Here is a 16,645-nt window from a genome sequence, read left to right on the forward strand (position 1 = left end):
AACATGAAAAAACATATCGCTCATTCCATTTTAGAACTCGCCATCGTTTCAGAAGGCAGTACATTTGGACAGACATTACAGCATTCGCTGGAACTGGCTAAAGTAGCAGAAGCAAATCATTATAAACGTTACTGGTTTGCGGAACATCATAATTCTGCTTCGGTAGGCAGCAGTGCCACTTCGTTATTAATTTTATACGTAGCCGAAAACACCAGTAAAATAAGAGTAGGGTCGGGTGGTATTATGTTACCCAATCACTCGCCTTTGATTATTGCAGAGCAATTTGGAACATTGGCACATCTTTATCCAAACCGGATTGATTTAGGTCTGGGAAGAGCTCCGGGTACAGATACACTGACAGCTCAGGAGATCCGTTCGGACTTTATGAAAGCTGCGCACTCTTTTCCTGCGGAAATTGAGAAAATTGAACATTATTTTTCAGAATCCAACAGTACGGGTAAGGTGAGGGCTCCGATTGCAGAAGGTGCTGATGTGCCGATTTATATTTTGGGATCAAGTACCGATAGTGCGCATCTCGCCGCTCGGAAAGGATTGCCTTATGCATTTGCAAGCCATTTTGCCACCGATCATTTAATGTCGGCATTAAAAATCTATCGGGAAGAGTTTCAGCCTTCTGAAGTACTCGAGAAACCTTATACGATTGCAGGTGTTAATGTGATTATTGCTGAAACGGATGAAGAAGCACAAAAATTGTTTACATCAGTGGTCAGAATGTTTTTGGGTATCTTGACTGGGAATTCTCAACCGCTGCATCCACCAACAGAAATGACAGAGGATTTGCAGGATATCTTCCATCATCCAAGTGTACATCAGATGCTGAAGTACTCATTTGTGGGCACTAAGGAAAGGGTGAAAGAACAAACGAAAGCGTTTCTTGAGCAAACACAAGTGGATGAGCTGATTGTCGTATCGACAATGTATGATTTCAAGGATCGAATCAAGTCGACCGAATTGTTTGCTGAAGTCATGAGCGAAATCAATGCGGATGATAGCACGGATTAACATTAACCTAATCCGCTTTTCATTATATTTAAAACTAAAACAATGGCACAAAAAAAAGTTCACTGTGACTGTCTGGAAACCATAAGGCCGGTGCGCGACACGTTGGATGTTATCAATGGTAAATGGAAAATACCTATTATTATATCCATTGGTGTCGGTAATGATCGTTTCACGGATATCCAGGAGAGTATTCCTGGGATCTCGCCCAAAGTTTTGGCTAAAGAACTGAAAGATCTGGAGCAGCATAAGCTGGTCAGGAGAATTGTTATCGAGGAATATCCGGTAAAGATCTCCTACCAGCTGGAGGAATATGCCGATACGCTGACTCCAGTTATTTATGCACTGAAGGATTGGGGTATTAATCATAAGAAAAAGGTGCTGGAGTAATATTTTCTGAAGTTAAAAATGCTACTGGCTATGATTTCCGTTTTTAACTGGATTATAAAATTATAGTTTTACATTTGAAACTAGTACTTCAAACCTTAACATATGAAATCTAATTTATTGGCTTTACTTTGCTGCTTTGCGCTGATCATCGTTATTCATCCTGCATTTTCTCAGATTTCTGACAAGGATATCATCAAGGAACAGCAAAATAAAAGTCTGAAGATCTTAGTTATATCGGATTTAAATGATAGTTATGGATCTACGACTTACAGTCAGGAAGTGTTGGATTTAGTGGGAAGTGTTTCCACATTAAAGCCAGATCTTATTTTGTGCGGTGGCGATATGGTTGCAGGACAAAAGAAGACTTTAACGAGAGAGGCTATTCAGGCTATGTGGAAGGGATTTGATCAGGCTGTTCTGCAACCTATCAAGGCTTCTGGAGTACCATTTGGATTTACGATGGGCAATCATGATGCATCTCCTAATTTTGTGCTGGACCGTGAAGTTTCGGCATCATTTTGGGCTAATCATAAAGTTGATGTCAATCTTACTTTCATCGAAAGCAGTCATTTTCCGTATTACTTTTCTTATTTAAAAAATAATGTGTTCATGATCTCCTGGGATGCGTCATCATCTCAAATCCCAGCTGAAGTGAAAAGCTGGATGAAGGAGCAGCTGGATAGCCCTGTGGCTAAAGAGGCGAGATTTAAAATCGTATTAGGTCACCTGCCGTTATATGCACTCGTTGAAAGTAAAAATAAACCAGGAGAAGTTCTGGAGCATGCTGATGACACCTTGCAGTTTTTGAAAGAAAATCAGGTAGACCTGTATTTATCCGGTCATCAACATGTGTATTACCCTGCTAAAAAGGACTCGGTGATTTTATATCACAGCGGTTGCCTGGGTGGAGGGCCTCGTTCTTTATTGGGGCAGCATGAGGCTCCCTATAAGTCCTACGGCTTTATTGAAATCCCGAAAAACATCAAAAATAAGGATTCGGTAAAAGTAAGTGCGATAAGAGCGGGTGATAAGCATGAAGTTAAACTGGAAGATTTACCTGCTCAAGTTTCAGGATTTAACGGGAGCTTAAATAGAATCGATCTCTCGAAGTAGTATATCAAAAAGACCTTTTTAGCCCATAGCTGAAAAGGTCTTTTAAATTATTGTGTTAGCTGTTATGTGCTCTATTATAGCTGTATAATAAATATGATCTAAGGTAACAGTTCATATACACGAACGTAATCGATTTCAAAAACATTCGGGAATATCTTGTCGTCAACTCCATGTTTACCGCCCCAATTTCCGCCGATGGCTAAATTGAGCAGCCAGTGAAATTTTTGATCAAAGGGCCATTCGGCAAAGGTTTTATGTTCATTTTCAACAGAAAAAATCTCCTGATCATCGATAAATCCTTTGATATATTCGGGCGTCCAATCCACACGGTAAAGGTGAAAATCATCGGAAACACCTGCTACTTTTGTTGTTGCTGTTTTTTGGGTGTTGATATTATGGTTGTAGGCTTTGGTATGGGTTGAGATATGGAGCACATCCTGATCGTAACCCACGTGTTCCAAGATATCGATCTCACCCGAGTTAGGCCAATTGCCATATTTAGATGCTGTTGGTAGCATCCAGATCGCAGGCCAATTGCCTCGTCCCCGCGGTAATTTGGCACGAGCTTCAAAGCGGCCGTACAGGAAATCACCTTTGTCTTTGCTCACTAATCGGGCAGAAGTGTAAGGTTTACCGCCTTTGCTTTCTTTTAAAGCTTTGATTTTTAAGACCCCTTTACCGACGACCGAGTTTTTTAGCGAAGATGCAACATAATACTGATCCTCATTATTGCCCCAGCCGTTATATTTTGAACCTACATCATACGACCATTTGGTGGTGTCGGGTAAGCCCTCGTAATTAAATTCGTCAGCCCACACAGGTTCAGTCGAAAAGCGGTAAGTGTTTTTTGCGGCTGCGGCGCTGGTGTTTGACTTTTTAGCCGTTACATAGAAGGGGATATTGGCAGTAGCCACGTTGTTATGACCATCGCAAACATAGACAAACAACCGGTATGCGCCTTCTTCCGCAGGAGCTGTGAGCTGTGTGTGCTGCTGCCCCTCATCTGCCACACGTCCTGGGATAGCCTTCGGTCTTTCTTCACGGTCACCACCTTCTTTCAGGTCAGTACTTTCGTGCAGAAGCTCCCAGCGTGTCGTTAACTTGTCGCCATCCGGATCGTTTACAGACACAGCAACGGGATAAGTTTTACCCGGTTCGACATAAACAAAGTCAGTCGCCTTTTTTCCATCTAACAGGAGGGAAGACACATGTGGAGAACGGTTTTCAGGCCATTTTTTTGACCAGAGGTATTCCATCACATCGACCACTTCGTTTTCTTCACCAGCTTCGGTGAACAGTCCGTACCAGGTTGGGGTGCGCTCTTGTTTCTGTCCCCATAAGAAAACATAAGACCCTAAGCAGTTCTTGTCTGTGCCGATAGAGGCTTCATAACGGCTTTTGTAGACAGCAGCTTTTTCACTGCTGTTCTCCTCTATGGAAGCAGACCAAGGGGTCTGTGTCACCTCCCAGTGCCCTGTAGGACCCCATTCGGTCACCATATAAGGTTTAGTCCAGCCGACACTTTTAATCTGTTGCGGTACGGATGCGAGTCCTCCATATACCTGAACAGCAATCAGATCGATCGCCGGGCATTTCTCCTGAATATAATCAAATTCCTTTTGGTTGATACCTGCCAACATGGTTGTCACCAAGTGATTAGGGTCTAGTTCATGAATCATTACTGCAATCGCATTGACTGCATCCCATACCTTTGGGTTACTGTAATGCAGGTTCAGTTCATTGCCGATTCCCCAGGCTAAAAGCGCAGGATGGTTTCGGTACTGCAGGACGGTCTTGCGGATGCCCTCCAATTGTTGTGCTACCTGTTCGGGATTGTTGTAATCAAATCCGTGTCTTTCGGCCCCTACATCCAGTCCTAAGGTCACGGTAAGTCCCAAGCGATGCGCATCGTCCAATATTTTGCCTGCATTTTGTGGACTCCAAGTACGTATGGAGTTACCTCCATACGCTTTTAGACGATCCATATAATTGCTGCCACCAGCGCCTTTGATAAAATACGGCTGCCCGTCACGCTTGATGGTATAACCACCGTTTTCTTTAGCGATGACGGTTTTGACGGGTTTGTTATCTTGCGATACCGCCAGCTGTACGTTGAAAAGGAGCAGGGAACATAAAATTCCTGTTTTTATATGACTCATAATTTATCTGAAATTAGGGTTAGCATCGATTTGCGTTTGCGGTATAGGCAGAGATTCACTCACACCAGGAATAAAATTAGTGCCAAATACTTCTTTTGCTTTACCTGTACGTACCAGGTCATTGAAACGCTCGCCCCACCATTCACAGGCAAATTCTGCTCTGCGCTCGTCTAATATCTGGTTTAGCGTCACATTGGCAATAGCACCCAATTTAGCCCTTTCGCGTACCAATCGGAACGGTTCGTCGCCATTTTGTCCTTTCCGTACTTTTGCTTCCGCATTTAAAAGCAATACATCTGCATAACGTAAGATACGAACATTATTGTTGGCGCCATATTCCATACGTCCTTCGGTCATCTGTGCTTTTGGAAGATAAGCTTTTCCGTTGAAATATTTAATACCAAATGGATTGCCATAGACCACATCACCGCTCGGGGTGGTGACAGAAGTTGCAGGATTACCGTTGATGCCACAGTACTGAATCGTGTTTTTCAAACGTTCATTATCGCCACGGTTTGTCAGGAAATCGACAATATTTTGAGATGGCGGTACCCAGCCGGCTCCGGAGATGGGACTTCCTTTTTGATCACCCGACGGTCCCTGCCACCTAAAGAATGTTCCCCAGTCCACTCCGGGACGTACAATATCGCCTGTACCTACACCAAAATCGGAATATTGCAGTTCAAATAAGGATTCATTGGCCAGTTTTCCGGGAAGCTTAAAGAGCTCATACAGGTTTGGATATAAGGAGAATTTATTGCTCGCAATGATCTTATTGGTCGCATCCAAGACTTCTTCCCAGTGCGGACTGCTGTTATCATTACCGGCAAGATCTGCAGCGGCTTTGGCTTTGAGGAGCAGTGCCGTATACTTGGTCACGGCACCGATATGGATGGACTGATTCGGACGTGCATCTTCCAGTGCTTCGATGCATTCATTCATTTCGGAAATGATAAATTGTCGTACTTGGGCCGCAGTGCTCTTTTCGATGGTCGCCAGGCGTCCAATATTTTCACTGTCGATCAAAATAGGAACGTTTCCGAAGAGGCGGGAGGCCATCAGGTGGGCGTATGCACGCAGAAAACGGACCTCCGCTTTGTATTGCTTATTGAGATTGAGGTCTTTGCTGTTGCCGGCCGGTATTTTTGCCGCGAAATTATCCAGTTCGATCAGGGCATTGTTGGCCGCGATGACCAGGCTGTAATAACTGATCCACGATTGGTTCAGTCCCCAGTACGACTGCACGGTTACATCGTTCTGGAAGTTTTTGATGGCCATGAGCTCCGGATTATCATTGGGGCTGGGAGCAGCCTGCAGGTAATCATCATCGCGCATGCAACGGATGGATAGATCGATCCAATGGACCAGGTTGTCATCAGCTGCTGAGCGGTATACGCCAGAAACGGGGCTGTACATCAGCGCAGGGTTACTGTAATCGATTTCTTCCGAACGCTGCTGGTTTTCAAGAGGCTTGTCCAAAAACTTTTTACAGCTCGTCATGGATAACGGTACTGCTATACAGCTTGCTATGAGGATATATTTAAAGGTATTCATAAGATTAAAAAGTAAGGTTAAAAATTAAAAGGAAACTTTGACGCCTAGGCTGTACGTGGATGCAATTGGATACACATTGGCATCAAATCCCATTCCTGATACTTCAGGAGTAAAACCGTTGTATTTGGTAAACATAAAAGGTCGATCTGCCGTAACGAATATGCGGGTTGGCATTTTCGGGAAGTCAAAACTATAACCTAACTGAATGTTTTGTACGCGGAGGTAAGCGCCACTTTCGACAAAGAACGAACTAGCCTGTAGGTTCCATGAAGCCACCGAACCTGCTGCCGATGGATGGGTGTTGCTTGTTCCTTCACCGGTCCATAGTTTATCAACAAAGGCCGCATCCACATTCATCTGATTGTATTTTCTGCGCATAGCCCGGTTGAGGTTATGGATTTTATTGCCGCTCACCCCTTGAAAGGCAACGCTTAGATCAAACTTTTTGTAATCGAATGCCAAGTTGAAGCCATAGGTGATCTTTGGCAGGTAGTTTCCGAGATTGATACGGTCGTTTTCATCCAGTTCGCCATTATTATTCTGATCCTTATACTGGAGATACCCCGGTAAAATAGGGGCGTTTGGATTTTGCTCGTTGTACGCCTTTGCTATTGGGTCGGCATCGATCTGCGCCTGATTTTGGTACACGCCAGCGACTTCATAACCATAGTAAAAGTTGATGGGTTCGTTGATCTGGATTCTAGCCGGAAATTCTGCCGACCATTCCGGGTAACCGTTCATGATATTCTCAAGCCCGCCCAGATTTTTAACGGTATTTTTCAATGTGGTTACATTTCCGCCAATGGAATAGCCCAATGCACCGACTTTATCTTTCCATTGAAGCGAAAGCTCCCATCCGCTGTTGGCGACACTGCCCCAATTTCCATATACACGATCCCACGAAAATGGAATAGGCCTGCTGAAGGCAAGATCATGCGTTGTTCTGTGGTAATAGTCTAATGTACCGCTCAGACGGTTGTTCAACAAGGCAAAATCTATCCCGCCATCCCATTCTTCCACCACTTCCCAACGGACCTGTGAAAAGAACCTGCCGACGCGGTATCCCGGAATACGGGTTCCGTTTGTCGTGCCCTCACTGCCAAAGATGCCTGAGAAATTGTTTCCGGAATACACGGTTGCATAGCCTGCATTGGGCTGGATACCGTCATTCCCCAGTTTACCCCAGCTTCCACGGAGTTTCAGTTGATTGAAAAGCTTTTGGTTTTCCATAAACTTTTCTCTCGTCAGCACCCATCCTAAACCCACAGATGGGAAATAGCCCCACTTGGTCTGGTATTTTGAACTTCCGTCAGCACGGAAAGTAGCGGTCAGTAAGTATTTGTTGTCATAATCGTACGTTCCTCTCGTAAAATAAGATATACCGGCATTTCGGGAGCCATTCTCACCATATCCTGTTGCCGAACCGATTCCCTGAGCCCCGACACCTACATACCAGAATTCTTCCGATTCAGGTACATCATTGGCCTGCACCCAGGTTTCACGCCAGCGTTCCTCACGTGTCGACTGTCCCAACAGGACCGACCAGTGGTGTTTGCCCGCTTCATCTTTATACGTCAATAAATTGTCTAAGATGTAGTTGTTGTTACGTGCCTGTGCCGAACGTAAGAAAGAGCGGTCATTTCGCTGGTCGTTATCGATGTAATAAATTGGGTTATAGCCGATGTTATGTGTCGATTGATAGCGCTGGCTGAGCTGTGACTTAAAGGTAATTTTATCTTTCCATAGTTCTGCCTCTACATAGAAACTCGGCAGGATCTGAAATCCTTTCGTCTGATTGTTGTTGTAGAAGGCTGTCGCGATCGGATTGTTGTACCAAAATCCCGACTGCATACCGATTGCCGTACTGGATCCGAACTTTTCAGGTTTTGAAAGTTCGATGGTCGGATCGTAAACAGGGTATAAAGGCGATGCAAAATACGCCTGACGGAAAGCTGCATTATTAGGGTGGTAGGATTTAAAGTTATTTAAATGTGCCATAAACCCAACTTTCAGCCAATCTGTAACCTTAGCATCGGCCTGCATGCGCATGTTAAATTTTTGGTTGTTGTTTTTAGCATCCATGATGCCTTCTTGTTTGACATAGTTGAGACCAAAAGCATAGGTAATCTTTTCACTGCCGCCCATGATGTCAAGATTGTGGTTCGTGATGAGTGCTTTTGAGCGCAATAGTTCATCGAACCAGTCGGTATCCATGGCCGGATTGGTTTCGGTACCACCATACTTTTCAACCGATTTTTTGACAAAGGCACCATTTCCGGTCGCATTGGCATAATTCGCGTATTGTTGCGCATTGGCCATTTTTAAGATGTTGGTCGGGGTTTGGAAACCTGCAAATCCATTGTAGGTGACACGCGATTTCATATTGATGCTTCCTTTTTTTGTAGTGACGAGGATAACCCCATTTGCGGCACGGACACCATAGATGGCAGCACCGGATGCATCTTTTAAGATGGAGATATCGGCAATGTCATTGGGGTTTAGGAAATCAATGTTATCCATAAACATCCCATCGACAACATACAGCGGGCTTTCATTGTTGAACGAGCCTACACCGCGGACACGTACGGAGGGTGTTGATCCCGGAGCTCCAGAGCTGACAACCTGTACACCTGCAACGGCACCCTGAAGGGCATCCATCGAATTGGAAACTGTACGTTTGGCCATATCCTGCATATTGACCGTTGAAATAGGTGCTGTTAGATCGCCTTTTCGTTGTGTACCGTAACCGACTACCACGACTTCATCCAGATTAAAATCGGCTTTAGCCTTTAATTGGATGTTGACGGCATTGCCGGTGATGGCGACTGTTTTGGTTTCATAGCCCAAAGAAGAGACGGTCAAATAACTGGTGTTTTGGGGAATAGTGAGGGAAAAATCTCCCTGCTCGTTGCTACTTGTTCCAATTTTGGAACCTCCAGATAAGGTAATACTTGCCACTAGCGGAATCCCCAGTTCATTTGTGACCTTACCTGTAATCGTTCTGTTTTGTGCACTTACCGTATGGGTAAGACAAGACAGAAGAGCAACACTTGCCATGATGCTAACATTATTTTTCATGCTTGCTGAATTAAAAAATTTAGGAATGTTTATAATTAGCTCAAAATTAGATTTAGATGGGCATAAGTTAAATTTAAACACTACTTCATTACTACTTCATGTTGCGTTAATGCGGTTAAAATCGCTATATTTGGGGTACGTCAATTGTACGTCAACCCTTATAAACAGTTTGTATGAAGTATCTCGCAGTCCTTTATTTTTTCGTTTTTTTTATAACACCCATTTCATTACGGGCACAAAATTTATTGGGATTACCGCTGGTCAATAATTATAATAAAACCGTGTATGGCGGAGGTAGCCGGACTTGGGATATTAAACAAGATAGCAGGGGCATCCTATATTTTGGAAACAGCGAAGGGCTGATTACTTTTGATGGCCGGTACTGGAAATCGTATGCGTTGCCCAACCATACCATTATCCGTTCGTTATGGATTGACAGCCATGATCGGATCTATGTGGGCGGTCAGGGGGATTTTGGTTATTTCGAACCTGCTGAGCAGGGTGGTCTGACCTATACATCATTAAAAGCATTGATTCCGGAAGAATACCGCAATTTTGCTGACATCTGGAATACACTGTCTTTTGGACAGTCTGTTTTCTTTAGAGCGACGAATGTCATTTTTGAACTCAAAGGGCAAAAAATAACGGTACATCCTGCTGCTGCGGAATGGTATTTTATGGGCAAGGTGGGTGAATCGCTTTTTGCGCAAGATAAAAAAAATGGCTTATTGGTCTACCGCAATAACCACTGGTCACCCGTGCTGGCAACGTTGCCTTACCGCGAAATGAAAATCGCATCGATGCTTCCTTTGGGTAAAGACCGGATCGTCTTATCTACTTTAAATAACCAGAACTACTTGTTGAAAGACAGGGTATTATTGCAATTGAATAAGGAGCGCTGGGATGATAGTTATACACCATCTGCCGCGCGTATCGATGACTCCACCTTTGTTGTCGGCAATGCCAAGGAGGGCTGTCATATCCGTGATCGTGATGCCAGAACGATTCAACGCATCGGTATTCGGGAAGGTTTGGTGAACAAGAATATTTCAGCGGTATTTGTAGACCAGCAAAAAAATATCTGGGTGGCCAGTGATAATGGGATTTCGGTGATTTCGTACGGATCTGCGGTACGGTATCTGCGTCCCAATCTTGAAAATGAGGTGACTGGGCTATCGTCGCTGATCTTTGATCATAAGCTTTATTTATCTTCATCCAACGGAGTATATGTGGCACCTATCAGCAAAGGGCTGAAAGATCAGAGCCGTTCATTGAGTTCTTTTTCACTTTTTCCGAAAAGTGATGGTGGCGAGGCCTGGTTGCTGGAAGAACTGAACGGACGCTTATTACTGGGGCATAATAAAGGATTGTTTCAGATTCAGGATCAAGCTTTGTTGCCCTTGTCCAATCGCACAGGCACCTGGAATGTATTGCCGTTAAGTTCCGTTTATCCGGTAAATCAGGCTCTGGTGGGTACTTATCAAGGTTTAGAGCTGTTAAATTATCAAAACGGTATTTTTCAGTCAGGGGGTCAGTTGCGCGGGTTTGTGGATTCTTATCGCTTTTTAGAACTGGACGAGAAGAAAACGATTTGGGCCTCGCATCCTTATCGTGGCATTTACCGCATACGCTTGGCGGCAGACCGTCATGCATATGATGCTGTGCTTTTAACCAAGAAGAACGGTTTACCGTCAGACTATCAGAATTTTGTGTTCAAGATCAAAGATCAGGTCGTTTTTGCTACAGAAAAGGGTCTGTATACCTATGATTATCGGAAAAATGCATTTGCACCGGCAACTGATTATAAGGTATTCGATGGTCTAACGATCCGCTATTTAAAGGAGGATAAAGAGGGTAATATCTGGTACTGTACGGATAAATACGTCGGGGTTGCACAATTTGATACTAAGAATAAAACCTATCAGCTTATTAAATTTCCGGAAATTGAAGGTATGAATACTTCGGGATTTGATCATATCAATACGTTTGATAAAAATAATATCTATATCGGTGCTGAAAAAGGGATCATCCATATCAACTATGAAAAATATATTCAGGAAGCGCGGAAACCACTTGTGCTATTGTCGCAGGTAACGGCAAAATCAGCGCAGGACAGTATTCTATTTGCCGGGTATTTCACTAAAAATGAAACCGGAGCTTACGAACAGCTCCGTGCGGACCAGTTGGAGCTGGCCTCCAAATTCAATTCTTTTCAGTTTGCTTTCTCTTCGCCAAGTTTTGGTATCCATGAGCATATGGAGTTCAGCTATCAACTGGTCGGTTATGATGAGGATTGGTCCACATGGGCAAATATCGCTGAAAAATCATATACCAACCTGCCAAGTGGAAAGTATCGTTTTCAGGTTCGGGTTCGAAACAATTTAAATCAGATCTCCGAGACCGTTAGCTATGATTTTACGATTTTACCACCCTGGTATCTGAGCATCTGGGCAAAGCTCGTCTATATGCTATTGGGAGCATTGGGCATCTATCTCTTTTTTAAAGTGCAAAAGCGGGTCTGGAAAAAGCAACAGCTTCAGTATGAGAAGAAAATGGCACAGCTCCGCTACATCCATCAGCTGGAAATCGAAAAGAGCGAAAAGGAAATTGTCAAGCTCAATAATGAAAAGCTGGAACAGGAAGTACTGGTGAAGACGAAAGAACTGGCCAGTGCGAGTATGCAGCTGTTGGAAAATTCGGGAACGCTTGTCAAAGTCCGCGATGAACTGGCAAAAATAGAAGGGAGTGAGGAAGAGGCTTCGGAATTAAAACGGATCAACAATTTACTGAAAGATGTGGAGAAAAATAGTGCCAACTGGGATCAGTTTGCGCTGCATTTTGATGAACTGAATGATGGCTTTTTGAATAAGCTGAAATCCAATCACGAGGGGTTATCACGGAATGATCTTAAAGTCTGTGCTTATCTGAAATTGAATTTCACCACCAAGCAGATCGCGCAGTTGCAGAATATTACGGTCAGAGGAGTTGAAATACACCGGTACCGTTTACGTAAAAAACTACCAGTAGGAAAAGATCAGTCTTTAAGTGATTTTTTGAATGAAATCTAAAGGCATTTAAGCCTGGTTTTCTTTCATTAGGAACAAGAAAAGCGAATGATCTGTGGCTCGTGATGCAGCCTGTTGCTAGCTATATATTTAAAAAGCTCCTGAACGGATCCGTTCAGGAGCTTTTTTGATGAAATTAAGGTTAATCTTGATAAGTGCCCACTTCGTTCAGCGCCGCCCATTGGGTGCCATCGGTGGCACTTGAAATCGTTACTTTAAAGTAACGGAAGGTTAGGCTATTGGGTAAAGTCACGTACGCAGGACCTGCCGCATCCGGGAGCACATAACTGCCGGCATTTTGCCAGGTGCTGTTATTGGTACTGACCTGAATTTGAATATTCTTGGGTTTGCTTCCTCCAGAGCGCTGTACAAATGTAAAGCGGTTCACCGGTTTTGAGGCTCCCATATCAATGGTAAAGAAATGCGGATGGGTAGAACTGGCACCAGACCAGCGGCTCACCCATTGCGTTGTTTTATCTCCGTCGATGAGATGGACAGCCTGACCGCTTTCTGCTTGAGTCTCTTCCGAGCTTACGGCAACGATACTCCAATTTGCCTTATTGTATTCGGGTCTGTCGCCAAACTGAATATCGGGTTTACCGTTCTGCATCTGATAACTGTAGCTGCTCCAATGTCTGTAGCCATTTTCATGGATCAGGCTGATTGTAAAATCGTTCTGCAGGTTGCTGCGGTCTTTGAATTCGGTAATGGCGATCTCGGTATAAAAACTATCCAGACCGATCGGGGTGGTTACCCAGTTTTCCGAGTCGTAGTTTCCATCTCCGGCACTGCGTTTGGCATCGTTTGTAAAACCGATGAAGTCGATCTTTTTGTTGCTGCTGAACCGTCCGGATACAATTACTTTTTGTGTAGCATCGTCATAGCGGGCATTCAATTTGGTGATTTTCGCATTGGCAGCGGCATACCAGTCCGAACGAGTTGTGGTACTGAACACCTGTCCGCGGCTCAGTACGGCACAATCCCAGGCATCTAAATAAGTCGGTGCTACGACAAAAGTACCACCGTTTCCGGTGATTATGGGTGTACCGTAGAGATTGTTCTGCGATACCAGACCGCCATTATGCGGCAGATTGAGACCGTGCATCATCTCATGCGTATTGCCTCCGATCCAGGAAGAAGCCAGTCCAGCTGTATCTGTACGGCTCATATTGGCGATCTCCATATCGGGGAAATCGATGCCGTAGCATTTTGTTCCGATGCCATAGTATGGCGCATTTTGCTCACCGAACTTATTAACCGTGGTCAGGATCAGGTAATGGTCACTGGATTTTTGATGGGTCTGAAAATACGTGGTAATTTCCTGCCACATGGCCGATTCTCCACCCTCATATGGATAGGAGGAAGTCGGGAGATTGCCCTGTACAACATGGATTTTGACCCTGTTGGAAGCATTTTTTAACAATCCGAAGGTTTTGTCGCCATGTCCCCAATGCTGCATCCAGGTTTTGACAAAGTTTTGTTGGTAGATCAGTGTTTCGCTGATACGTCTTTCGTAATCGGGATTGGGAACCATGTCCGAGGGGACAAACAAGACGACGTTGAGGTTGTAGGGGTGGTCTGACGTGTAGACGGTGTCGAGGGTGTTCGTATTGGCATCAATACGGGTGAGAATTTCTGTTCTTTTACAGGAACCGAATAAGAGGGCCACTGCAAGTACGAGATGGTAAATTTTCATAACAGTTGTTTTTGGTTAAAGGATATATGGGTTATTCTAAATGATCGTATTGAAAAAACGGGTACTTGCATCTTATTCGGGACGAACCGTATATGTACGGATTTAGGCAATTGCTATACGTGATCTTGCTCTGGCTGTCAGGTGTTTCGCTAAAAATCTCCCGCTTGATTATTTGACGAAACAAATGATTAGGTTAAAAATAGGAGGTTAGAATGAATAAAAATGCAAGTTTATTACCTTTTATTAAAACTATATTACCTTTAAATTGACTTTAGAAAGACTGCCGCTCAGTCTTAAGTCTTCGGTCGGGGCTTGTTGCGCCGGGGATCTTTGGAAACAAATCGGAGGTTATGTTGTTACTAGTAATAGTGTCGGTCATGTGAAGGGTACCGACATGTTCTAATCTTCATCCATAACTTTATTTAAACATGGCTAAGCAACAAGAAAACAAAAAAGTGCAACAGATTCAGGAGCATACGATTGACAATGCCAATCGGGTATTGACGACGAATGATGGAGTTCCTATCAATGATAACAACAATATGCTCAAAGCAGGAGAACGTGGCCCTGCACTTATAGAAGATTTTATTTTTCAAGATAAGCTCGCTCATTTTGACCGCGAGCGGATTCCGGAACGTGTGGTACATGCAAGAGGTTCTGGTGCTCACGGTGTTTTTGAAGCGACAGCAGATGTTTCTCAATATACCAGTGCCGCTTTTTTAAAGAAAGGTACGGTAACGCCGTTATTTATCCGTTTTTCAACTGTTGCGGGCTTCAAAGGATCGACTGATCTGGCGCGCGATGTAAGGGGATTCTCGGTAAAGTTTTATACGGAGGAGGGTAATTATGATTTAGTGGGTAACAATATTCCGGTATTTTTTATTCAGGATTCGATGAACTTTCCGGATTTGATCCACGCTGTTAAGCCAGAGCCGAATAATGAAATGCCTCAGGCCGCATCGGCTCATGATACGTTCTGGGATTTTATTTCTTTGATGCCTGAATCTGCACATATGCTAATGTGGGCGATGTCCGACCGTGCTATTCCACGTTCTTTTAGAATGATGGAAGGTTTTGGTGTCCACACGTTCAAATTTGTCAATGCAGCAGGGAAGGGCACTTTTGTGAAGTTTCATTGGAAACCGAAATTGGGAGTGCATTCGGTGGCATGGAATGAGGCGCAAAAATTATCGGGATTTGATTCGGATTTCTTACGCCGGGATCTGTGGGAGAATATCGAAAAGGGTAATTTTCCACAGTGGGACCTGGGTGTACAGCTTGTACCGGAAGAGGATGAACAGAAATATTCGTTCGATTTATTGGATGCAACGAAGATCATTCCGGAAGAATTAATTCCGGTGACGATTATCGGAACGATGACACTGAACCGTAATCCGGAAAATTTCTTTGCAGAAACCGAGCAGGTAGCCTTTGATCCAGGACGTCTGGTACCGGGTATTGACCTGACCAATGATCCTTTATTGCAGGGACGTATATTCTCTTATGCAGATACACAGAATTACCGATTGGGAGGTCCTAATTTTCATGAGCTTCCGATCAATAGACCGGTCAACGGTAAACATAACAATCAAAAAGACGGTCTTGGCAGACAGGATATCCTGAAAGGCAATGTCAGCTATTTCCCAAATAGCTTGGGTGGCGGTTGTCCTTATCAGGCCATGTTAAAAGGCGAGACCGGTTTTAAGAGCCATGAAGAAAAAGTGGATGGCTATAAAGTAAGACGCAGGTCTTCGTCATTTGCTGATCACTTTACACAAGCCCGTTTGTTTTTCAATTCGCAGACAGCACCTGAAAAGGAACATATCATCAGTGGTTATAGCTTTGAGCTATCGAAAGTCAATTCGGTAGCGATCCGCACACGGGAGCTGGCGATCTTAAATCAGATCGATCAGGAACTGGCGAAAAGAGTGGGTGCCAATTTGGGATTGACACCTCCGGAGCAACTGGATGAACTGACGTTACAGTTTGCGCGTCAGAACCATCCGGAATATCCGGTGAAAGCGCCTAAGCCAGAGGTAGAGAAATCTGCCGCATTGAGTATGGCTACCGCTCCGGGCGAAGGAACGATTGAAACTCGGAAAGTGGCTTTTCTAGTGGCAGATGGTGTGAGCAAAGCATCGGTCGATGTCATGAAAAAAGCATTGGAAGCGGAGGGTGCTGAGGCCGTTCTGATCTCGACACATACGGGTAACGTGAAGTTTAAGGAAGGTGGAGAAGCGGAAATCCAGCATACTTATCTGACGGAAGCTTCGGTCTGTTATGATGCATTCTATACACCCGATGGTGATTCGGTTGCAACATTGGAGGATGAGCCGGATTATATCCATTTTATCAACGAAGGATTTAGACATTGTAAGGCTTTGGCCTTTGCTAAAGGTGCTGAAAAATTAATTGCAGGATCGTATATCGCCAAGCAGGAAAAAGATGCCGGCGTGGTACTCGAATCAAAAAATAACCTGACGGCAGACTTTATCAAAGCGATGAAAGGTCACCGGGTATGGGATAGGGAGAAAGGACGGAAAGTGCCTGCTTAGTGCGGGAACTATCGA

Annotated in this window: 9 protein-coding genes; 5 read left to right on the forward strand and 4 right to left on the reverse strand. The window is 44.2% G+C overall.

The annotated features are described in order from the left end of the window. The first annotated feature begins 3 nt into the window (after positions 1-3). The 3 genes from EDF66_RS22695 to EDF66_RS22705 all read left to right on the forward strand — a co-directional run bounded on the left by EDF66_RS22695 (position 4) and on the right by EDF66_RS22705 (position 2,523). Positions 4-1,023, forward strand: a complete 1,020-nt coding sequence (locus EDF66_RS22695) for an LLM class flavin-dependent oxidoreductase (RefSeq protein WP_132845313.1) — start codon at positions 4-6, stop codon at positions 1,021-1,023. A 90-nt stretch (positions 1,024-1,113) separates the two neighbouring features. After that, complete coding sequence (locus EDF66_RS22700; protein WP_243655380.1) at positions 1,114-1,410, forward strand: winged helix-turn-helix transcriptional regulator; 297 nt, start codon at positions 1,114-1,116, stop codon at positions 1,408-1,410. Between the two features lie 102 nt (positions 1,411-1,512). Continuing rightward, entirely contained in the window at positions 1,513-2,523 is a 1,011-nt protein-coding gene (locus EDF66_RS22705; protein ID WP_132845315.1) for a metallophosphoesterase family protein, read from the forward strand. 98 nt (positions 2,524-2,621) lie between these two features. On the opposite strand, the gene EDF66_RS22710 is transcribed toward EDF66_RS22705, so the two are convergent. From EDF66_RS22710 to EDF66_RS22720, 3 genes are read right to left on the reverse strand one after another with little or no spacing between them, the layout of a single operon-like run. Next, a complete protein-coding gene (locus EDF66_RS22710; RefSeq protein WP_132845316.1) occupies positions 2,622-4,682 on the reverse strand; it encodes a glycoside hydrolase family 16 protein in 2,061 nt (686 codons plus the stop codon). 3 nt (positions 4,683-4,685) lie between these two features. After that, complete coding sequence (locus EDF66_RS22715) at positions 4,686-6,236, reverse strand: RagB/SusD family nutrient uptake outer membrane protein (RefSeq protein ID WP_132845318.1); 1,551 nt, start codon at positions 6,234-6,236, stop codon at positions 4,686-4,688. 24 nt (positions 6,237-6,260) lie between these two features. Continuing rightward, positions 6,261-9,314 (reverse strand): SusC/RagA family TonB-linked outer membrane protein, encoded by a 3,054-nt coding sequence (locus EDF66_RS22720; protein ID WP_132845320.1) that lies wholly within the window; start codon positions 9,312-9,314, stop codon positions 6,261-6,263. Positions 9,315-9,487: 173 nt separating this feature from the next. On the opposite strand from EDF66_RS22720, the gene EDF66_RS22725 reads away from it, so the two are divergent. Further along, complete coding sequence (locus tag EDF66_RS22725; RefSeq protein ID WP_132845322.1) at positions 9,488-12,382, forward strand: triple tyrosine motif-containing protein; 2,895 nt, start codon at positions 9,488-9,490, stop codon at positions 12,380-12,382. A 139-nt stretch (positions 12,383-12,521) separates the two neighbouring features. On the opposite strand, the gene EDF66_RS22730 is transcribed toward EDF66_RS22725, so the two are convergent. Beyond that, positions 12,522-14,075, reverse strand: a complete 1,554-nt coding sequence (locus EDF66_RS22730) for a discoidin domain-containing protein (protein WP_132845324.1) — start codon at positions 14,073-14,075, stop codon at positions 12,522-12,524. Between the two features lie 428 nt (positions 14,076-14,503). Between EDF66_RS22730 and EDF66_RS22735 the strand changes: the two genes are divergently transcribed. Continuing rightward, positions 14,504-16,630 carry a catalase gene (locus EDF66_RS22735; RefSeq protein ID WP_132845326.1) on the forward strand — a complete coding sequence of 709 codons (2,127 nt, stop codon included), beginning with the start codon at positions 14,504-14,506 and terminating at the stop codon, positions 16,628-16,630. The last annotated feature ends 15 nt before the right edge of the window (positions 16,631-16,645 follow it).

It is taken from the genome of Sphingobacterium sp. JUb20, from assembly GCF_004342035.1.
In the GTDB taxonomy this organism is placed as follows: Bacteria; Bacteroidota; Bacteroidia; order Sphingobacteriales; family Sphingobacteriaceae; genus Sphingobacterium; species Sphingobacterium anhuiense.

Coding starts and splice junctions, on each gene's coding strand:
- EDF66_RS22695 (WP_132845313.1), top strand. CDS start 4: ATGAAAAAACATATCGCTCATTCCATTTTAGAACTCGCCATCGTTTCA.
- EDF66_RS22705 (WP_132845315.1), top strand. CDS start 1,513: ATGAAATCTAATTTATTGGCTTTACTTTGCTGCTTTGCGCTGATCATC.
- EDF66_RS22710 (WP_132845316.1), bottom strand. CDS start 4,682: ATGAGTCATATAAAAACAGGAATTTTATGTTCCCTGCTCCTTTTCAAC.
- EDF66_RS22715 (WP_132845318.1), bottom strand. CDS start 6,236: ATGAATACCTTTAAATATATCCTCATAGCAAGCTGTATAGCAGTACCG.
- EDF66_RS22720 (WP_132845320.1), bottom strand. CDS start 9,314: ATGAAAAATAATGTTAGCATCATGGCAAGTGTTGCTCTTCTGTCTTGT.
- EDF66_RS22725 (WP_132845322.1), top strand. CDS start 9,488: ATGAAGTATCTCGCAGTCCTTTATTTTTTCGTTTTTTTTATAACACCC.
- EDF66_RS22730 (WP_132845324.1), bottom strand. CDS start 14,075: ATGAAAATTTACCATCTCGTACTTGCAGTGGCCCTCTTATTCGGTTCC.
- EDF66_RS22735 (WP_132845326.1), top strand. CDS start 14,504: ATGGCTAAGCAACAAGAAAACAAAAAAGTGCAACAGATTCAGGAGCAT.